Here is an 18708-nt window from a genome sequence, read left to right as displayed (position 1 = left end):
GCCGGGGGCGGGCGCCGCCGGCCCGTCGCCGATGCCCCGCGCCCGCCGCCTGCGCCGACCATGCCCTACGCGCGCGGCGGGTGGCGCGGTGTGGCGACGGGCTGTCGTGCCGGTCCCGAGGTGGCACGATCGGCGGGTGGCGGACATGACACGGACGTTGGGGCGCAGCGGCATCGCGGTCAGCGCCCTCGGCATGGGCTGCTGGGCCATCGGCGGCCCGTGGGCGGAGGGCGACCAGCCCCTCGGCTGGGGCGCCGTCGACGACGAGGAGTCGGTGCGGGCCATCCGTCGCGCCCTCGACCTCGGCGTCACCCTCTTCGACACCGCCGACACGTACGGCGCGGGGCACGGCGAGCGCGTCCTCGGGCGGGCGCTCGCGGGCCGGCGGGACGAGGCGGTGATCGCCACCAAGTGGGGCTACACCTTCGACGAGGCGACGCGGCAGGCCACCGGTGAGGACGCCTCGCCCGCGTACCTGCGCCGGGCGGTCGTCGCCTCGCTGCGCCGGCTCGGCACCGACCGCATCGACCTGTACCAGCTGCACCTGGCCGACCTGCCGGTGCCCCGGGCCGAGGCGCTCGTCGGCACCCTGGAGGATCTCGTGGCCGAGGGGCTCGTCCGGGCGTACGGCTGGAGCACCGACCGCACCGACCGGGCCGAGGCGTTCGGGCAGGCCGCCCCCGGCGCGACCGCCGTGCAGCACGCCCTGTCGGTGCTCCGCGACGCCCCCGACCTGCTCGCCGTCTGCGACAAGTACGACCTGGCCAGCGTCAACCGGGGGCCGCTCGGGATGGGGCTGCTCACCGGCAAGTACACGGCCGCCTCCACGCTGCCCCGCGACGACGTGCGCGGGCTGGCTCCCGGCTGGTTGGAGTGGTTCCGGGGCGGGCGGCCGGCGCCGGAGTGGCTGCGCCGGGTGGCCGCCGTGCGGGACGCGCTGACCGCCGACGGGCGCACGCTGGCGCAGGGCGCGCTCGGCTGGATCTGGGCGCGCAGCGGCCGGACGGTCCCGATCCCGGGCTGCCGCACGGTGGCGCAGGTGGAGGAGAACGCCGCCGCGCTGGAGCGCGGCCCGCTCGCCCCGGACCAGTTCGCCGAGGTGGAGCGCCAGCTCGCCGCGTTGCGCAGCGCCGCCCTGCGCGACGCCGACCACCCCCGCTTCCCCAGTCCGGCCGCCCCCGCCACGCATCCCTGACCCGCCACCTGGACGGGGCGGGGAGCGGCCCGGGCGGCGGTCAGGTGGTGGGGTGCTCCTTGCGGACCTGGTCGGCCAGGTGCGGCGGCATGGGGTCGTACCGGACGAAGCTGCGGCGGAACGTGCCGGTGCCGGAGGTCATCGAGCGCAGCTCCACCGCGTAGCGGAGCAGTTCGGTGGCGGGCACCTCGGCGCGGACGAGGGTGCGTCCCTCGCCGTCCGGGTCCGGCTCGGTGCCGAGCACCCGCCCCCGCCGGCCGGAGAGGTCACCCATCACGGCGCCCACCGACGGGTCCGGCACCCGGATCGTCACCTCGTCGATCGGCTCCAGCAGCGTCGGCTGCCCCTTCTCGGCCGCGTCCCGCAGGGCGAGTGCCCCGGCGGTCTGGAACGCCGCGTCGGAGGAGTCCACGCTGTGCGCCTTGCCGTCGAAGAGCGTCACCCGCAGGTCCACCACCGGGTAGCCGGCCACCAGGCCCCGCTCCATCTGGGCCCGGACGCCCTTCTCGACCGACGGGATGTAGTTGTGCGGCACCGCGCCGCCGACCACCCGGTCCACGAACTCGAAGCCGGCGCCCCGGGGCAGCGGCTCGACCTCGATGTCGCAGACGGCGTACTGGCCGTGGCCGCCGGACTGCTTCACGTGCCGGCCGTGCCCCTTCGCCGAGGTGGTGAACGTCTCCCGCAGGGCCACCCGCACCGGCTCGGTGTCCAGGTCGACGCCGCCGGCGCGCAGCCGGTCCAGCACCACGTCGGCGTGCGCCTCGCCCATGCACCAGAGCACCAACTGGTGGGTCTCCGCGTTGCGCTCCAGCCGCAGGGTCGGGTCGCCGGCCACCAGCCGGGCCAGGTTGCGGGCGAGGGCGTCCTCGTCCGACCGGCTCCGCGCCACGATCGCCACCGGCAGCAGCGGCTCGGGCATCTCCCAGGGCGCGACGAGCAACGGCTCGTCCTTGGCGGAGATCGTGTCGCCGGTCTCCGCGCTGCCGGACTTCGTGATCGCGCAGATGTCACCGGCGACGCAGGCCGACACCTCGCGCAGGGCGGCGCCGAGCGGGGTGTAGATGTGCCCCACCCGCTCGTCGGCGTCGTGGTCGGGGTGCCCGCGTTCGGCCAGGCCGTGCCCGGAGACGTGGACCGTCTGCTCCGGCCGCAGCGTGCCGGAGAAGACCCGGACCAGGGAGACCCGCCCCACGTGCCGGTCGATGGTGGTCTTGACGACCTCGGCGACCAGCGGCCCGTCCGGGTCACAGGCCAGCGGCGGGCGCGGCGTCCCGTCGACCCCGGTCACGGCCGGCAGGTCGTGCTCCAGGGGGGACGGGAAGGCGGAGGTGAGCACCTCCAGCAGCGCGTCCAGCCCGACGCCGGTCTCCGCGCACACCGGCACCACGGGGTAGAAGTGGCCCCGGGCGACCGCCTTCTCCAGGTCGTCGATCAGCACGTCGGTGCCGATCTCCTCGCCTTCGAGGTAGCGGTCCATCAACGACTCGTCCTCGCTCTCGGCGATGATCCCCTCGATCAGCTCGTTGCGGGACTCCACGATCGCGGGCAGGTGCTCCGGGTCCGGCTCCCGCACCTGGGCGGGCAGCCCGCCCGTGTAGTCGAAGACGCGGCGGGTGATGAGGCCGAGCAGACCGACGGTCGACACACCGTCGTCACCGAGCATCGGCAGGTAGAGCGGGAGCACGTTGTCGCCGAACACGCGCTGGCAGAGCGCCACGGCCTCGTCGAAGTCGGCCCGGGGGTGGTCCAGCCGGGAGACGGCGACCGCGCGGGGCATGTCCACGGCGGCGCACTCCTCCCACAGCGCGGCGGTGGCCGCGTCCATCCCGTCGACGGCGGACACGACGAAGAGCGCCGCGTCGGCGGCGCGCAGCCCGGCGCGCAGCTCGCCGACGAAGTCGGCGTAGCCGGGCGTGTCCAGGAGGTTCACCTTGACGCCGGCGTGCAGCAGCGGCGCGCAGGCCAGACTCACCGACCGCTGCTGGCGTACGGCGGCGGGGTCGTGGTCGCAGACGGTGGTGCCGTCGGTGACGGCGCCGGCGCGCCCGATCGTGCCGGTGGCCGCGAGCAGCGCCTCGACCAGTGTGGTCTTGCCCGCTCCGGAGTGCCCCACGAGCACGACGTTGCGGACCCTGCCGGGCTCGGTCACCACCGGCGCGCCGCCGGTGACCCCCTTCTCCTGACTCTTCTGCGCCATGGGGCGCACCTCCCTCAGCCGGTGGTGGTGGCGACCGCCGCGCGTGACGGGACAGCGGCCCGGGGCGGGTGCGCGGCGATATCCTCCGGTGGTCTGCTGCACAGCGGGACTCGGACGGGCGGATGGGTGACCTGGGTCACCTTCCTGACCCGATCTCACACCGGTTGCCCGACGGGCACAAGCCTCCTCCGCGCCAGCCCGGTCGACCGGCCGTATCGCCGCACCTGGGTGGACCGTTATCGTGGGACCGCCATGGCGAAGATCTTCCAAGTGTCGGCCCGAGCGGGGATGACCCGCGTCGTCGAGCCCGTCGCACGCGGCCTGCTCCGTGCGGGCGTCACCCCCAACGCGGTCACCGTGACCGGGACCGTCGGCGTGCTCGTCGGCGCCCTGGGCTTCGGCGCCCGCGGCCACCTCGTGGCCGGCGCGCTGATCGTCACGGTCTTCGCGCTCACCGACCTGCTCGACGGCACGATGGCCCGGATGAGCGGCGGCTCGACCCGGTTCGGCGCGTTCCTCGACTCGAGCATGGACCGGATCGCCGACAGCGCCGTCTTCGGCGCGGTCGCGTACTGGCTGGCCACCCAGGGTGACCACGCTGGCGTGGCCGCCGCGCTGGTCTGCCTGGCCGCCGGCGGCCTGGTCTCCTACGTGAAGGCCCGCGCCGAGGGACTCGGCATGACCGCCAACGTGGGCGTCGCCGAACGCACCGAGCGGCTGCTGATCGTCGGGGTCGGTGGCCTGCTCACCGGCCTGGGGGTCGACCCGGCGCTGCAGATCGCGCTCTGGTTGCTCGCCGCCGTGTCGATCTTCACGGTCGGGCAGCGCATGGTGCACGTCCACCGGCAGGCGCAGAAGCTGCCGGCAGCGGGTGGAAACGGGTGAACCTCACCGAGCTCGGCTACGTGGCCGGCTGGCGGTTGGTGCGCGCACTGCCGCGCCCGCTGGTCGCCGCCGCGTTCCGGGCGGGCGCCGACCGGGTCCACCGCCGGGGAGGCGGTGGGGGTACGGCCCGGCTGCGCGCCAACCTGCGCCGGGTCGTCGGGCCGGGGATGCCCGAGGCCGAGCTGGACGAACTGGTCCGCCGCGGCCTGCGCTCGTACGCCCGGTACTGGATGGAGGCGTTCCGGCTGCCCGCGCTGAGCCGCGAGCAGATCCTCGCCACGTTCCGGCTCGACCAGGAGGAGCTGCTCTCCTCCGCCGTGGCCGCCGGCCGGGGCGTGGTGATCGCCCTGCCGCACGCGGGCAACTGGGACGCCGCCGGCGCCTGGGTGGCCGCGAACGGCTGGCCGATCACCACGGTCGCCGAGCGACTCAAGCCGGAGGGCGTCTACGAACGTTTCCTCGCCTTCCGGCAGCGCCTCGGCATGGAGATCCTGCCCACCCAGGGCGGCGAGCGGCCCGCGTTCGACGTGCTCGTCGACCGGCTGCGCGCCGGGGCGGTGGTGCCGCTGCTGGCCGACCGGGACCTCTCCGCCCGGGGCGTCGAGGTGGACTTCTTCGGCGCCCGTACGCGGATGCCGGCCGGCCCGGCCCTGCTGGCGCTGCGTACCGGGGCGCCGCTCTACGTGGCCTCCCTCTGGTACGAGCCGACCGTGGCGTGCGCCTCGATCGAGGGCCCGCTGCCGGTGCCCGGCCCCGAGGAGGGGCCGCTCGACCAGCGCGTCCGTACGCTGACCCAGCGCGTCGCCGACGAGTTGGCCGCGGGCATCGCGCGGCACCCGGAGGACTGGCACATGCTGCAACGGATGTGGCTCGACCAGCGGAGCCCGGCAGTCGTGGACAGAGGGCGATGACGTGCGGATCGGCATCGTGTGCCCGTACTCCTTCGACGTCCCGGGCGGGGTGCAGAACCACGTCATGGACCTCGCCGAGGCGCTGATCGCGCTCGGTCACGAGGTCAGCGTGCTCGCGCCGGCCGACGAGGACTCGCCCCTGCCGCCGTACGTGGTGCCGGCGGGCCGGGCCGTGCCGCTGCCGTACAACGGCTCGGTGGCGCGGATCGCGTTCGGGCCGGTCTCCACGGCCCGGGTGCGGCGGTGGATCACCCGCGGCGAGTTCGACGTCCTGCACGTGCACGAGCCGCTGACGCTGAGTCTGTCGCTGCTCGCCGTCCTCTCCGCCCGGGGGCCGGTGGTGGCGACGTTCCACACCGCGATCACCCGGTCCCGGGCGCTGGCGGCCGCCCAGGGCGTGCTCCAGATCGTGCTGGAACGCATCACGGCCCGCATCGCGGTCAGCGCGCTGGCCCGGAAGGTGCAGGTGGAGCACCTCGACGGGGGCGCCGTGGAGATCCCGAACGGTGTGGCGGTCGCCAAGTTCGCCGACGCCGAGCCGCTGCCGGGGTGGCCGGGGGAGTGCGGTCCGGGCACCGGGGGCGCGCTCGGCTTCCTCGGCCGGTTCACCGAGCCGCGCAAGGGCTTCCCGGTGCTGCGCGACGCGTTCGTCGAGCTGGCGCCGCGCCGTCCCGGGCTGCGGCTGCTGGTGGCCGGTCCGGGGGACCGCGACGACCTGTACGACCAGTTCCCGGCGTCGCTGCACGACCGGGTCACGTTCCTCGGGTTGGTGTCCGAGGAGGACAAGGCCCGGATGCTGCGCAGCGTGCACCTCTACGTGGCGCCGAACACAGGCGGGGAGTCCTTCGGGATGATCCTCACCGAGGCGCTGGCGGCCGGTACGACGGTGGTCGCCAGTGACCTCGACGCGTTCCGCCGGGTGCTCGACGGCGGCCGCGCCGGTCGGCTGTTCCCGACCGGGAACCCGGCGGCGCTGCGGGACGCGCTCGCCGAACTGCTCGACGACCCGGGCGCGCGGGCGGAGTTGACCGCGTGCGGCGACCAGGTGGTGGCGACCTTCGACTGGCCCGTGGTGGCCCGGCGGGTGCTGGAGGTGTACGCGGCGGCGATCGAGGCCACCGACGGGCGGGTCATCGACGAGGAGTGGGTCGGGCTGGGCTGACCGGACCGCGCCAGGCGAGTGGGTGACCGGATCCCCCGCCGCCGGCCCGGCCCGGCGGGACGGGAACGGAGCAGCACTACGATGCCGGGCATGTGGTGGGCGGTGGGCGCGGTCGTGGCCGTCGGGCTGCTGTCGGCGTACCTCGTCTGGACCGCGGGACGGGTCGAGCGGCTGCACGACCGGGCGGAGCTGGCGGCGCGGGCGCTCGACGCCCACCTGCTGCGCCGGGCGGCGGCGGCCGCGGTGCTGGCGGAGCGGCGCTACGGCGTGGAGCTGTACGCGGCGGCGCGGATCGCGCTCGACGCCCACCCGGACGAGCGGGAGGCCGCCGAGAACGACCTGACCCGCCAGTTGCGGGCCGTGCAGCTCGACCCGGCCGACCCGGACTGCGAGGCCGTCATCGCGGCGAGCCGCCGCCTCGCGCTGGCCCGGCAGGTGCACACGGATCTCGTCCGTGACGCCCGGGCGGCGCGGGGCCGCCCGCTCGTACGCCTGTTGCGGATGGGGCGCGGCCGGGAGTGGCCGCGCTACTTCGACATCGACGACCCGACGCTGACGGTGCCCGCCGACGTCCCCACGGCCTGACCCCCACCCTCCCCGCGATCTTGCACTTTGTGCCCCGACATACCGGGCATAACGGTCAAACGTGGGGCCGAAAGTGCAAGATCGCGGGGGGAGGGGCGGCGGTGACACCGGACACAGTGCAGGCCACCGTGGGTCTGATTGGCTGTCGGAGCGGCGTTGACCCGGGCGTAGCATTTCCGCTGTCACCCCCCGAGCACGTCCGAGGAGCGATAACCCGTGCCCGACACCACCTCTGAGAACACCAGCACCAGCCCCGTCGTCGGCACCGCCCGAGTGAAGCGCGGCATGGCGGAGATGCTCAAGGGCGGCGTGATCATGGACGTGGTCAACGCCGAGCAGGCCAAGATCGCCGAAGACGCGGGAGCCGTCGCGGTGATGGCGCTGGAGCGGGTGCCCGCGGACATCCGCGCCCAGGGCGGCGTGGCCCGGATGAGCGACCCCGACATGATCGAGGGCATCATCAACGCGGTCTCCATCCCGGTGATGGCCAAGGCCCGCATCGGCCACTTCGTGGAGGCGCAGATCCTCCAGGCCCTCGGCGTCGACTACATCGACGAGTCCGAGGTGCTGACCCCCGCCGACTACGCCAACCACATCGACAAGTGGGCGTTCACCGTCCCGTTCGTGTGCGGCGCGACCAACCTGGGCGAGGCGCTGCGCCGGATCACCGAGGGCGCCGCGATGATCCGCTCCAAGGGCGAGGCCGGCACCGGTGACGTCTCCAACGCCACCACCCACATGCGCAAGATCCGGCAGGAGATCCGCCGGCTCCAGTCGCTGCCCGCCGACGAGCTGTACGTCGCGGCCAAGGAGCTCCAGGCGCCGTACGAGCTGGTCAAGGAGGTCGCCGAGACCGGCAAGCTGCCCGTGGTGCTCTTCACCGCCGGCGGCATCGCCACCCCGGCCGACGCCGCCATGATGATGCAGCTCGGCGCCGAGGGTGTCTTCGTGGGCTCCGGCATCTTCAAGTCCGGCAACCCGGCCCAGCGCGCCGCCGCGATCGTCAAGGCGACGACCTTCCACGACGACCCCGACGTGCTGGCCAAGGTCTCCCGTGGCCTCGGCGAGGCGATGGTCGGCATCAACGTCGACGAGATCCCGCAGCCGCACCGCCTGGCCGAGCGCGGCTGGTAACGGCGACCAGGGGCCCCCTCTTCGACGTGTCCGGTCGGGGAGGGGGCCCCTTCCAACGGGTGGATGTGGGAAGGAGCGGTGCGATGAGCGAGGCACCCGTCATCGGTGTGCTCGCCCTCCAGGGCGACGTACGCGAGCACGTCGCGGCGCTGGCCGCCGCGGGAGCGCAGGCGCGACCGGTCCGCCGCCGGCAGGAGTTGGACGCCGTCGACGGGCTGGTGATCCCCGGCGGCGAGTCGACCACGATCAGCAAGCTGGTGGACGTCTTCGACCTGCGCGAGCCGATCGACAAGCGGATCGCCGGAGGGATGCCCGTCTACGGCTCCTGCGCCGGCATGATCATGCTGGCCACCGAGGTGCTGGACGGCCGGCCGGACCAGCGCGGGTTCGACGGGATCGCCATGACCGTCCGCCGCAACGCCTTCGGCCGGCAGGTCGACTCGTTCGAGGCGCCGGTGCGGATCAGCGGCGTCGACGGCGACCCGTTCCACGCGGTCTTCATCCGGGCGCCCTGGGTCGAGCGGGTGGGTGACGGCGTCGAGGTGCTCGGCCGCGTCGACGAGGGCCCGGCGGCCGGGCGGATCGTGGCGGTGCGCCAGGGCAACCTGCTGGCCACCTCGTTCCACCCGGAGCTGACCGGCGACCGGCGGCTGCACCGCTACTTCGTGGACCTGGTGCGGGCCGCCTGACCTGGGCTTCCGCGGCCGCCGTGCCGCCCGCGCGGGCGTCCGCGTCGCCCGCCGTCACCGCGTCCGGGCCGCCGGGCCGGGCATGGAATCCGGTTCCCGGGCGTTGTGTCTGCGGGTACGCCCGCAGGCCCCGGCGACGTCCCCGGCGGTGACCGGGTGTGACACGCGCGGGCACGGGCTCGGTAGGATTGCCGCGGTTCGGCAGCGCCAACCGCCCGCGTGGCGTTTCCCGCGGGAGCCGACCGGCCGCCGGATCGGAGTGGCATTTGATCGGCGTGGCAGTCGACGCAGGCGTGGAACGACAGACGGAGGTAGCAGATGTCCGGCCACTCAAAGTGGGCGACCACCAAGCACAAGAAGGCCGTCATCGACGCCAAGCGCGGCAAGATGTTCGCCAAGCTGATCAAGAACGTCGAGGTGGCGGCGCGGACCGGCGGCGGTGACCCGGCGGGTAACCCGACGCTCTACGACGCCATCCAGAAGGCGAAGAAGAACTCGGTCCCCAACGACAACATCGAGCGCGCGGTCAAGCGCGGCTCCGGCCTGGAGGCCGGCGGCGCCGACTACCAGACGATCATGTACGAGGGCTACGGCCCGAACGGCGTGGCCCTGCTCATCGAGTGCCTGACCGACAACCGCAACCGGGCGGCCACCGAGGTGCGGACGGCGCTCACCCGCAACGGCGGCTCGTTCGCCGACGCCGGCTCGGTGTCGTACCTCTTCTCCCGAAAGGGCGTGGTGATCGTCCCGAAGGCGGGCACGACTGAGGACGACGTGATGATGGCGGTCCTGGACGCCGGCGCCGAGGAGGTCAACGACCTCGGTGAGGCGTTCGAGGTGGTCTCCGAGCCGGGCGACCTCATCGCGGTGCGCACCGCGCTCCAGGACGCCGGCATCGAGTACGAGTCGGCCGAGTCCTCGCTGATCCCGAGCGTCAACGTCCCGCTGGACGAGGAGGGCGCTCGCAAGATCTTCAAGCTCATCGACGTGCTCGAGGACTGCGACGACGTGCAGAACGTCTACGCGAACTTCGACGTGTCCGACGAGATCATGGCGGCGGTCGGCTGAGCCCGGGTGCTGCGGCTGCCGGCCGGCTGGGACAGCGTCCCGTGCTGACCGGCGGAAGGTTCTGACAACCGACGTGGCGGTGTCCCGAAGCGGGACACCGCCACGTCGCCGTCCGCGGCCACCGAGGGGGCAGCCGGGCGCCACCCGCGGCACGCCCACCGGTCGGCACGGCGCTCAGCCTCCGCCGCGCCGACCGGTCGCCACGGCGCTCAGCCGACCGTCTCCCGGGACCGCCACGCCGCCCGGATCGAGGTGCGGCCGTTGGTGCGCAACAGCGCGCCCTCGTACACCCGCGCGCCGGCCAGCAGGAACGCGGCGGCCGCGACGAGCAGCAGGACGAGCGCCAGCACCGGCTCCCAGACGGCCGCGTCACCGGTGAACAGCCGCAGCGGCATCGCGGTCGGCGAGGAGAACGGCAGGTAGGACAGGAACCGCATGGCCGTGGCGTTGTCGTTGAGGAAGACGACCGCGAAGAACGGCAGCATCACGGCGAGCTGCACCGGCGTGGAGACACCGGCGATGTCCTCCTGCCGGTTCACGAGCGCCCCGGCCGCCGCCCACATGGCCGCCACGAGCACGAAGCCCAGCAGGAAGAACGGGATGAACCAGCCGATCGCCGGCCCGAGCAGCGGGAGCAGGCCCCCGGCGTCGGAGAAGGCCATGCCGGCGACCGCCACCAGGGCGACCAGGGCGATCTGACCGAGGGCCAGCACCGTGCCGGCGACCAGCTTGCCGGCCAGCAGCGCCCGGACGGGCACCGCGGCCACCAGGATCTCGACGATGCGGGTCTGCTTCTCCTCGACGATGCTCTGCGCGATCTGGACGCCGAACACCTGCGAGGTGATGAAGAAGATGAACGCGAAGACGAACGGCACCAGGAACGCGGCCACGGGGTCCACGGCGTCCGGGTCGAGCAGGCGCACCGGGGGTTGGGTGCTCAGGGCGTTCACCACGTCGTCCGGGGCCTCGTCCAGGGCGAGGACGGTGGGGCCGGAGACGACCGCGGCGTCCACCTCCCCGTCGCGGACGGCCTGCTCGGCGGCCCGGTCGTCGGGCACCGTCCGCACCTCGAGGCCGGCGTCCCGCAGCGGGCCGGCGGCCTGCGCCGTGACGGCCACGGACGACGGTCCGCCGGACAGCAGCGGTGGCAGGACGGTCGCCGCCGCGGCGATCAGCAGGAAGAGCAGGGTGCTGAACAGGAAGGTCCGGTCGCGCAGCTTGACCCGGATCTCCCGGGCGGCGACCAGGCGCGTGGCCTGCACGGTGTTCACTGGGCGACCTCTCGGAAGATCTCGGTGAGGGAGGGGGTGACCGGGCGGAACGCGCGTACCGGCCCGCGGGCCAGCGCCGCCCGCAGCACGGGCTGCTCGTCGGCGCCGGGCGCGAGGTCGAAGACGGCGCGGGCGCCGTCGAGGTCGACGAGGGTCACCCCGGGCTCGTCGCGCAGCCACCCGGCGTCGGTGTCCACCACCAGCTCGAAGCGGGGCGAGGTGTACGTGCGGCGCAGCTGCTCCCGGCTGCCCGCGGCGCGGATCATCCCGCCCGCGATGATCACCAGGTCGTCGCAGAGCCGCTCCACGACGTCGAGCTGGTGGCTGGAGAAGAGCACCGGGACGCCGGCGGCGGCCCGCTCCCGCAGCACGCCGACGACGGTGTCCACGGCCAGCGGGTCGAGGCCGGAGAACGGCTCGTCGAGCACCAGCACCTCGGGGTCGTGGACGAGCGCCGCGGCGATCTGGGCGCGCTGCTGGTTGCCCAGCGACAGCGTCTCCAGCAGGTCGTCGGCGCGCTCGGTGAGCCCGACCCGTTCCAGCAGCGCGTCGGTGGACCGCCGGGCGGCCTCGGCCGTCATGCCGTGCAGCCGGCCCAGGTGGACCACCTGCTCGCGCACGCTCATCTTCGGGTAGAGGCCGCGTTCCTCGGGCATGTAGCCGAAGCGGCGGCGGGCCTCCCGGCTCACCGGCGCACCCTGCCAGGTCACCTGGCCGGCGTCCGCGGCGAGCACGCCGAGGATGATCCGCATGGTGGTGGTCTTGCCGGCGCCGTTGCCGCCGACGAAGCCGGTCATCCGGCCGGCCGCCACCTCGAACGACACGTTCTTGAGCGCCTGACGGTCGCCGAAGCTGCGGTCGACGCCGTCCAGGCGGAGCACACTGGTCACGGCGACCACGCTAGAAGCCGCGCCCGCGCCTGCCGTCCGCCGCCGGACGGAGACCACGGTCCGTCCGGCGGGGGAGGCCGGCGGGAGGGTGGTCAGCCGCCGGGCGAGGCCGGCACGTGGTCGGCCGCCGAGGGGCCGGCACGGGGTCAGCCGCCGGGGCGGACCACCCCGTGCTCGTACGCGAACACCACCGCCTGCACCCGGTCGCGCAGGTCCAGCTTGGCGAGCACCCGGCTCACGTGCGTCTTCACCGTCGCCTCGCCCAGGTGCAGCTCGTCGGCGATCTCCGCGTTGCTGGCGCCACGGGCGAGCAGGACCAGGACCTCCCGCTCGCGAGGGGTCAGCTCGGCGAGCGCGGCCTCGCCCACCGAAAGGCCGGGGCCGGTCTCGCCGCCGGGCCGGGCGAACGTGGCGATCACCCGCCGGGTGAGTTCCGGGGCGAGCAGCCCGTCGCCGCGGGCCACCACCCGGATCGCCTCCACGAGGGCCTCGGGGGTGCCGTTCTTGAGCAGGAAGCCGCTGGCTCCCGCGCGCAGCGCGGCGAACAGGTAGTCGTCCCGGTCGAAGGTGGTGAGGATGAGCACGGCCGTGCCGTCGGCCGAGTCGGGAGCGGTGATCCGGCGGGTGGCCTCCAGGCCGTCCATCCCGGGCATCTCCACGTCCATGAGCACGACGTCCGGGCGCAGCGCCCGGGTCATGCCGACCGCCCGTTCGCCGTCGGCCGCCTCGCCCACCACCTCGATGTCGTCCTCCACCTCGAGGATGACGCGGAACCCGGTGCGCACCAGATGCTGGTCGTCGGCGAGCAGCACCCGCACGGGCCGGTCCACGCCGGGAGTCCCGCCGGCGATCGGGCCGCGGGCGTCAGGGGCGCTCACGCCGCCTCCGCCACGGCGACCGCCAGCGGGAAGCGGGCGCGCACCCGCCAGCCGCCGCCCGTGCGGGGGCCGGCCTCCAGGGTGCCGCCGTGCGTGGCGACCCGCTCGCGCATCCCCACCAGGCCCAGCCCGTCCGGGTTGGGCGGGCGGGTCGGCCGTCCGTCGTCGGTCACGTCCACCTCCACCTCCTTGGCCAGGTACCGGAGCCGCACGTCGAGCACCGTGGCCCCGCTGGCGTGCTTGATCACGTTGGTGACCGCCTCCTGGACGACCCGGTGCACCGCCTGGGACACCGACTCCGGCAGCGGCACCGGATCGCCGTACACCCCGAGGGTCGCGCGCAGCCCGGCGTCGCGGGCCCGTTCCACCACCGCGGCCACCTGGTCGACGCCGGCGGGCGGCGCGACGGGCTCCGGGGTGCCCTCGCCGGCGCGCAGCACGCCGAGCATCCGCCGCAGCTCGTCGACGGCGGTGCGGGCGGTCTCCTCGATGGCGGTCAACGCGGCCCGGGCCTTCGTGGCGTCCTTGTCGAAGACCCGCCGCGCGGCCGACGCCTGGACTCCCATCACCGACACGTGGTGGGCCACCACGTCGTGCAGCTCGCGGGCGATGCGGACGCGTTCGCCGATCACGGCCCGCCCGCGGGCCTCGGCCTGCGACCGGCGCAGCTCCTCGGCCCGCTCCACCAACTCGTGCTGGCGCCGGGCCGCGAGCCACGCGGTCTCGCCGAAGAAGTACGCGACGCCGAAGTACAGCCCGTTGATCAGCACCCCGCTCACGATGGCGGCCAGCACCGGCGGCACGGGGCCGACCGCGCGGGCGAACGCGTCCGGCGGGATGCTGCCGACCGTGACCGCGTAGTAGACGCCCAGCCAGGCGAACATCGTCACGATGATCCCCACGCGCAGCCGGCGCGCCAGCCGGCGGTTCGGACCCCACGCGCCGAGGGTGTAGAGCGCCGCGAACAGGGCCCAGGAGGAGAGCTGCGTCTCCGGTGCGGACCGGGCCTGGGCGGCGATGAAGACGGCCGACACGACCAGCGCCGTGACGGCCGGCCAGCGGCGCCGCCAGATCAGTGGCAGCGTCCCCGCGACGGTCCAGAAGACCTGCTCCGGCCCCGACGGCGGCGGCCCGAGCAGGAACGCGCCGGTGCTGCGGGTCAGGGTGAGGCTGAACAGGGCCAGCACCGTCACTGCCAGCCCGCCGTACAGGTCGAGGCGGCGCTGCTCCGGGGTCGGCCCGGGGCGGCGCCACTGGTCGCCGGTCGTGGTGGTCACCTGACAAAGACTCTCACCCCGCGGGCCGTCGGTGTCCGGGTGCCCGGCCAGGGCGTACGCCGCGGGACCGAGGTGGGGGAGCGGCGGTGGCCGCCCGGTCGAGCAGCCGGTCCACCCGGCCGCGCTCGGCGTCCGCCCCGACCGGCCGTGTCCAGGCCACGAAACGCGCGAACAGTTCCGCCGGGTCGGGCGGCTGGGGACGCAGCCGGAGCCAGTCGCCGGCGGCCTCGTGCAGCAGCACGCACAGGTAGACCGACAACCCGACCGGGTCGTGGGCGTACTCGACGCGCAGCGCCAGCTTCGCCGGCTGGCACGGCCACGGCGCGGCGCAGACCCGGCAGCGCCAGGCCGGCCGCGCGGCCACGTGCCGGCGCGTCCCGGTCACCGCGCCCTCCGGGGTACGCACCCCACCTGACCGCCCATCCCGGCCTCCTCCTCGTCGCGCCTGCTCACACTCTGCTGGCCGGGCGACTACCGTCGGGAGGCATCGACGGGTCACCATCCGGTGGTGCCGTCGCGGCGCGCTCCGGTGGGGTCCGGTGGCGGACGCCGGTGGAACCGTGGTGGAGGTGTGATGGGCGACGCGCCGCTGTCGACGCTGGAGTTCCTGGGCGGCGAGCTGCGCCGGGCCCGCCGGGACCGCGGGCTCAGCCAGGAGGAGCTGGCGCAGCGGATCAACTACTCGTCCTCGCTCATCGGCATGGTGGAGATCGGCCACCGGACCCCGTCGCAGGACTTCGTGGGCCGGGTGGACGCCGCCCTGGAGTCCGGTGGCTTCTTCGAACGGCTGCTCGCGCTCGTCCGCGTCGACGCCGCGCCGCCGTGGCTGCGGGAGTGGATCTCCGTCGAGGCGGAGGCGACGCTGATCCGCTGGTTCGAGCCGTCGCTGATCCCCGGCCTGCTCCAGACCGAGGCGTACGCGCGGGCGGTGCTGACCGGCGGCGGAATGCTGCGCGACGCGGAGGTGGAGCAGCGGGTGACGTCGCGGCTGTCCCGCCAGGCCGTGCTGACCCGGGAGTCGCCGCCCGAGGCCGTGTTCGTCGTCGACGAGGCGGCCCTGCGTCGCCGGATCGGCAGCCCGGCGGTGATGGCCGAGCAGTTCGCCCGGCTTTTGGAACTGGCCGATCTCCCGCAGGTCGATATTCATGTGGTGCCCGCCGACGCGGGCATGCACCCTGGCCTTGCCGGACCGTTCATCCTGGCTCGCACGACGGATGGGAGCGAAATCGCCCATCTTGACAACCAACTGCGAGCGCATGTCACGGATCGGCCCGATGACGTTGATAGCCTTCAACGGGCATGGGAGCGGGTGCGGGGCGAGGCGCTGCCCCGGCGGGCATCCCGAGAGCTGATCCAGGAGGTGGCGCGGTCGTGGACCTGACCGGCGCCGTGTGGCGCACGTCCACCCGTAGCAGCAACGGCGGGTCCACCTGCGTCGAGGTCGCCACGAACCTGGCCGGCGTGGTCGCCGTACGCGACAGCAAGGACCGTGGTGGGCCGGTGCTGGCCTTCGGCCCCGCGGCCTGGACCGGCTTCCTCGCCGCGGCCACCAGCGGCGCGCTGCGTCGGCGCGGCGACCGGTAGCCCGACCGGTAGCCCGTGGGCTCCGGCCGCGCGCTCCTGCGGGCGCGCCCGGGTCAGCCGGTGAACGGCTCGGGGCCGAAGCGGCCCCAGGCCACGAAGACGGCGAGGGCGAGGTAGACCAGGTCGGGCACGATCGTGGCCCGCTCGCCCCGGCGCAGCCGCATGGTGGCCGCGCCGACGAACAGCGCCGCCACACAGGTGGCGGTCACGGGCACCAGCACCGGCGCGATGTCGAGCACGGCGGGCAGGACGAGACCGGCCGCCGCCAGGAGTTCCAGGGTGCCGATGACCCGGAGGGCGCCGGGGCTGAAGTCCAGGACCCATTCGCCGGCGTGGCCCACCGACGCGATCCTCTCCCGGGGCACGAACATCTTCGAGGTGCTCACCAGCAGGACGGCGGCGAGCAGGCCGGTGACGATCCACAGCGCGGTGTGCAGCGTGAGGTTCACGGGGTCTCCTTCGATTACCGGGGCCGTCCGCGCGGGGGTCCGCGCGGCTGCCCGTCGGCATGGAGATGCCGGCGCCCCGGTCCCCGTGACGGCGTTGCGGTGTGGTCCACGCCACGGTCGCCGGCTGTCACACGGGGGCGGGGAGCGGCATCGTGTGGGTGGCAGAGTCGACGGGGAAGGGCGGGAGCCGGCCATGGACGAGCGATCAGTGGACACCGCCGGGCCGCGTGAGGAGCGGGCGGACACGGCCACCGAGGTGTTCCTGGCCCACCGCAACCTGCTGTTCACCGTCGCGTACGAGATGCTCGGCTCGGCCGCCGACGCCGAGGACGTCCTCCAGGAGACCTGGCTGCGGTGGGTGGGCGTCGATCTCGACGGGGTGCGGGACCGGCGGGCGTACCTGGTGCGGATCACGACCCGGCAGGCGCTGATCCGGCTGCGGGCGCTGCGCCGCCGCAGGGAGTCCTACGTGGGGTCCTGGTTGCCCGAGCCGCTGTTGACCACGCCGGACGTGGCCGAGGACGTCGAGTTGGCCGACAGCGTCTCGATGGCGATGCTGCTGGTGCTGGAGACGCTCACGCCGACCGAGCGGGCGGTGTTCGTGCTGCGCGAGGTGTTCGACCTGGACTACGACGAGATCGCCGGCGCCGTCGACAAGAGCCCGGCGGCGGTCCGCCAGATCGCCCACCGGGCGCGGGCGCACGTCGCGGCGCGCCGGCCCCGCGGGACGGTCTCCGCGGAACAGACCCGGGGCGCGCTGGAGGCGTTCCAGCGCGCCGTCGAAACGGGTGACCTGCAGAGCCTGCTGGACATCCTCGCGCCGGACGTCGTCCTCGTGGGTGACGGCGGCGGCGTCAAGCAGGCCGTCCTGCGCCCGATCGTGGGGGCCGACAAGGTGGCCCGCCTGCTCACGGCCGGGCTGCCCCGGGTACCGGACGGGGCGTCGCTGCACCCGGCGCACGTCAACGGGCACCCGGCGCTGATCCTCCGGGTCCACGGCGAGGTCGACACCGTCGTGGCGGTGCGCGTCGACGACGGCCTCGTCACCGGGCTCTACGCCGTCCGCAACCCGGAGAAGCTGTCCCACGTGGAGCGGGAGACCGTGGTGAGCCGCTGAGGCCGACGCCTGCACAGGCCGCGGCCCGGCACCCCCAGGGGGTGCCGGGCCGCGGCGCTGGTGCGGTCAGTGCCGGTTGCGGTACGCCTTGATCGCGCTGTCGGCGATGTCCCAGAGCACGACCAGGACCGTGCCGGCGATCACGATCGTGGCGATCGTGTTCAGGTTCTCCTCACGGCCGAGCCATTCCCAGCGGTTCACGAAGGCCGGGTTGAGCAGGCGGTCGGTCCACATCAACCACACCACCGGCACCGCGAACGCGAGGTCCACCACGATGTTGGCCGCGACCAGCGGCCACGTCCACCGCCCGGCCCGGTACTTGGCGACCTCCAGGCCCACGTTCACCGCCAGGACGGCCATCAGGAACGGCAGCCAGAAGCTCCACAGCGCCGGGTCGAGGAGCGGCAGGTTGCCGCCGTCGTCGGTGGGCACGAACGAGCGGAAGTGCTGCAACGGCAGGTACGCGATGACCAGCACCAGCCAGCCGATGGCGGCGGCGGCGTCGACCAGGGTGATCTGCCGGTTGACGTGGTCCTCGGGGAGCTGGTCGACCGTCCAGGCCGGGAGGTTCAGGCTGGTGTTGGTCCGTTCGAGCACCGCGAAGACGAGGGTGACCCAGAAGGCGATGTGGATGGCGGTCTGGAGGCCGGTGGCGATGCCCTCACCGATCGCGCCACCCGGGTTCTCCCCGTCGGTGGCCTCCAGGACGCCGACGACGATGCCGACCGTGGCCGGCACGAAGCTGAGCAGCAGCTTCATGAGCCGTTCCCAGGCCAGGTAGTAGGTGGGTCCGATGAGCTGGAGGCGCCGGTCGGCGTAGCGGGCGGCGAGCTGCGCCGGGTTGCCCAGCTCGGTGAGGACCTCGCGCTCGGCGGTCGCGGGGTCGCGCCCCTCCGCGCGGCGGCCGTCGATCATGTCCTCGATCGAGCCGCGCAGCTCGGTGGCGATCTCCTCGCGGCGTGCGGCCGGCACGGCCCGCAGGGTGGCGGCAAGGTAACGGTCGGTCAGAGAGCTCATCGCTCCACTCCTTCGATCAGGCCGGTGAGAGAGGTCTGGACGTCGGCCAGGTCGTCGAGGAGCCGCTGGAGCACGCTCTCGCCCTCGTCGCTGGTCCGGTAGAACTTGCGCGGCCGGCTCTCCTCGGTGTTCCACTCGCTGGTCAGCAGCCCCTGTTCCTCCAGGCGGCGCAGCAGCGGGTAGAGCGTGTTGGCGTCCACCGGGAAGCCGTGGCCGGTGAGCCGTTGCAGCAGTGCGTAGCCGTAGTCGGGACGGCGCAGGGCGATCAGGCTCGCCACCACGACCGTGCCGCGTCGTAGCTCCTGGAGGTGGGTCCGGAGGGTCTCGTCGCTGACCATGCGTCACACCATACTGTGTGCCACACACTAATGTCCAGCCCCATATCGTCGTGCTGGC

At 74.1% G+C, this 18708-nt stretch carries 20 protein-coding genes; 11 read left to right on the top strand and 9 right to left on the bottom strand.

Annotated elements, in window-relative coordinates:
- Positions 1–145: 145 nt before the first annotated feature.
- Positions 146–1195, top strand: a complete 1050-nt coding sequence (locus D7I43_RS13045) for an aldo/keto reductase (RefSeq protein WP_192902140.1) — start codon at positions 146–148, stop codon at positions 1193–1195.
- A gap of 40 nt (positions 1196–1235) precedes the next feature.
- On the opposite strand, the gene D7I43_RS13040 is transcribed toward D7I43_RS13045, so the two are convergent.
- The gene (locus D7I43_RS13040; protein WP_120328740.1) at positions 1236–3395 is read right to left on the bottom strand and encodes an elongation factor G-like protein EF-G2; all 2160 of its coding nucleotides are present in this window, start codon (positions 3393–3395) and stop codon (positions 1236–1238) included.
- A 252-nt stretch (positions 3396–3647) separates the two neighbouring features.
- On the opposite strand from D7I43_RS13040, the gene pgsA reads away from it, so the two are divergent.
- The 7 genes from pgsA (at position 3648) to D7I43_RS13005 (ending at position 9829) form a co-directional block, all read left to right on the top strand.
- The gene (gene pgsA / locus D7I43_RS13035) at positions 3648–4280 is read left to right on the top strand and encodes a phosphatidylinositol phosphate synthase (RefSeq protein ID WP_120328739.1); all 633 of its coding nucleotides are present in this window, start codon (positions 3648–3650) and stop codon (positions 4278–4280) included.
- Positions 4277–5191 (top strand): phosphatidylinositol mannoside acyltransferase, encoded by a 915-nt coding sequence (locus tag D7I43_RS13030; RefSeq protein WP_120328738.1) that lies wholly within the window; start codon positions 4277–4279, stop codon positions 5189–5191. Before pgsA ends, D7I43_RS13030 begins: the two co-directional genes overlap by 4 nt.
- A 1-nt stretch (position 5192) precedes the next feature.
- Positions 5193–6353, top strand: a complete 1161-nt coding sequence (locus tag D7I43_RS13025; protein WP_120328737.1) for a glycosyltransferase family 4 protein — start codon at positions 5193–5195, stop codon at positions 6351–6353.
- An 81-nt stretch (positions 6354–6434) separates the two neighbouring features.
- Positions 6435–6938: a hypothetical protein gene (locus tag D7I43_RS13020; protein WP_120328736.1), complete on the top strand. Its 504-nt coding sequence runs from the start codon at positions 6435–6437 to the stop codon at positions 6936–6938.
- Positions 6939–7154: 216 nt separating this feature from the next.
- Positions 7155–8072, top strand: a complete 918-nt coding sequence (gene pdxS, locus D7I43_RS13015) for a pyridoxal 5'-phosphate synthase lyase subunit PdxS (RefSeq protein ID WP_120328735.1) — start codon at positions 7155–7157, stop codon at positions 8070–8072.
- An 83-nt stretch (positions 8073–8155) separates the two neighbouring features.
- Positions 8156–8761, top strand: a complete 606-nt coding sequence (gene pdxT, locus D7I43_RS13010) for a pyridoxal 5'-phosphate synthase glutaminase subunit PdxT (RefSeq protein ID WP_120328734.1) — start codon at positions 8156–8158, stop codon at positions 8759–8761.
- 318 nt (positions 8762–9079) lie between these two features.
- Complete coding sequence (locus D7I43_RS13005) at positions 9080–9829, top strand: YebC/PmpR family DNA-binding transcriptional regulator (RefSeq protein ID WP_120328733.1); 750 nt, start codon at positions 9080–9082, stop codon at positions 9827–9829.
- A gap of 209 nt (positions 9830–10038) precedes the next feature.
- On the opposite strand, the gene D7I43_RS13000 is transcribed toward D7I43_RS13005, so the two are convergent.
- From D7I43_RS13000 to D7I43_RS34360, 5 genes are all read right to left on the bottom strand, one after another.
- Entirely contained in the window at positions 10039–11100 is a 1062-nt protein-coding gene (locus tag D7I43_RS13000) for an ABC transporter permease (protein WP_120328732.1), read from the bottom strand.
- Positions 11097–11990, bottom strand: coding sequence for an ABC transporter ATP-binding protein (locus tag D7I43_RS12995; protein ID WP_120328894.1), 894 nt, complete (start codon positions 11988–11990; stop codon positions 11097–11099). The genes D7I43_RS13000 and D7I43_RS12995 overlap by 4 nt, the downstream gene beginning before the upstream one ends.
- Positions 11991–12136: 146 nt before the next feature.
- Complete coding sequence (locus D7I43_RS12990; RefSeq protein ID WP_120328893.1) at positions 12137–12820, bottom strand: response regulator; 684 nt, start codon at positions 12818–12820, stop codon at positions 12137–12139.
- A gap of 44 nt (positions 12821–12864) precedes the next feature.
- Positions 12865–14145 (bottom strand): sensor histidine kinase, encoded by a 1281-nt coding sequence (locus D7I43_RS12985; protein WP_120328731.1) that lies wholly within the window; start codon positions 14143–14145, stop codon positions 12865–12867.
- A 13-nt stretch (positions 14146–14158) separates the two neighbouring features.
- A complete protein-coding gene (locus D7I43_RS34360; RefSeq protein ID WP_420870200.1) occupies positions 14159–14551 on the bottom strand; it encodes a hypothetical protein in 393 nt (130 codons plus the stop codon).
- A 168-nt stretch (positions 14552–14719) separates the two neighbouring features.
- Between D7I43_RS34360 and D7I43_RS12975 the strand changes: the two genes are divergently transcribed.
- Entirely contained in the window at positions 14720–15526 is an 807-nt protein-coding gene (locus tag D7I43_RS12975; RefSeq protein ID WP_120328730.1) for a helix-turn-helix domain-containing protein, read from the top strand.
- Complete coding sequence (locus D7I43_RS12970; protein WP_240032938.1) at positions 15517–15729, top strand: DUF397 domain-containing protein; 213 nt, start codon at positions 15517–15519, stop codon at positions 15727–15729. Before D7I43_RS12975 ends, D7I43_RS12970 begins: the two co-directional genes overlap by 10 nt.
- Before the next feature lie 53 nt (positions 15730–15782).
- Here the strand turns inward: D7I43_RS12970 and D7I43_RS12965 are convergent, their stop codons facing one another.
- The gene (locus tag D7I43_RS12965; RefSeq protein WP_240032937.1) at positions 15783–16178 is read right to left on the bottom strand and encodes a DoxX family protein; all 396 of its coding nucleotides are present in this window, start codon (positions 16176–16178) and stop codon (positions 15783–15785) included.
- Between the two features lie 193 nt (positions 16179–16371).
- On the opposite strand from D7I43_RS12965, the gene D7I43_RS12960 reads away from it, so the two are divergent.
- Entirely contained in the window at positions 16372–17295 is a 924-nt protein-coding gene (locus tag D7I43_RS12960; RefSeq protein WP_120328728.1) for an RNA polymerase sigma-70 factor, read from the top strand.
- Between the two features lie 66 nt (positions 17296–17361).
- On the opposite strand, the gene D7I43_RS34075 is transcribed toward D7I43_RS12960, so the two are convergent.
- A complete protein-coding gene (locus D7I43_RS34075) occupies positions 17362–18312 on the bottom strand; it encodes a permease prefix domain 1-containing protein (protein ID WP_120328727.1) in 951 nt (316 codons plus the stop codon).
- Entirely contained in the window at positions 18309–18650 is a 342-nt protein-coding gene (locus tag D7I43_RS12950) for a PadR family transcriptional regulator (RefSeq protein ID WP_120328726.1), read from the bottom strand. The genes D7I43_RS34075 and D7I43_RS12950 overlap by 4 nt, the downstream gene beginning before the upstream one ends.
- Positions 18651–18708: the final 58 nt, after the last annotated feature.

The sequence above is a fragment of the Micromonospora globbae genome (assembly GCF_003610785.1).
GTDB classification, from domain to species: Bacteria; Actinomycetota; Actinomycetes; order Mycobacteriales; family Micromonosporaceae; genus Micromonospora; species Micromonospora globbae.
This window is presented reverse-complemented; position numbering and strand designations above follow the sequence as displayed.

Bases quoted from the DNA above. Each gene is read 5' to 3' on its own strand.
- D7I43_RS13040 (WP_120328740.1), bottom strand. From the start codon at position 3,395: ATGGCGCAGAAGAGTCAGGAGAAGGGGGTCACCGGCGGCGCGCCGGTG.
- D7I43_RS13045 (WP_192902140.1), top strand. From the start codon at position 146: ATGACACGGACGTTGGGGCGCAGCGGCATCGCGGTCAGCGCCCTCGGC.
- D7I43_RS12975 (WP_120328730.1), top strand. From the start codon at position 14,720: ATGGGCGACGCGCCGCTGTCGACGCTGGAGTTCCTGGGCGGCGAGCTG.
- D7I43_RS13020 (WP_120328736.1), top strand. From the start codon at position 6,435: ATGCCGGGCATGTGGTGGGCGGTGGGCGCGGTCGTGGCCGTCGGGCTG.
- D7I43_RS12950 (WP_120328726.1), bottom strand. From the start codon at position 18,650: ATGGTCAGCGACGAGACCCTCCGGACCCACCTCCAGGAGCTACGACGC.
- D7I43_RS12960 (WP_120328728.1), top strand. From the start codon at position 16,372: ATGGACGAGCGATCAGTGGACACCGCCGGGCCGCGTGAGGAGCGGGCG.
- pdxT (WP_120328734.1), top strand. From the start codon at position 8,156: ATGAGCGAGGCACCCGTCATCGGTGTGCTCGCCCTCCAGGGCGACGTA.
- D7I43_RS13005 (WP_120328733.1), top strand. From the start codon at position 9,080: ATGTCCGGCCACTCAAAGTGGGCGACCACCAAGCACAAGAAGGCCGTC.
- pgsA (WP_120328739.1), top strand. From the start codon at position 3,648: ATGGCGAAGATCTTCCAAGTGTCGGCCCGAGCGGGGATGACCCGCGTC.
- D7I43_RS34075 (WP_120328727.1), bottom strand. From the start codon at position 18,312: ATGAGCTCTCTGACCGACCGTTACCTTGCCGCCACCCTGCGGGCCGTG.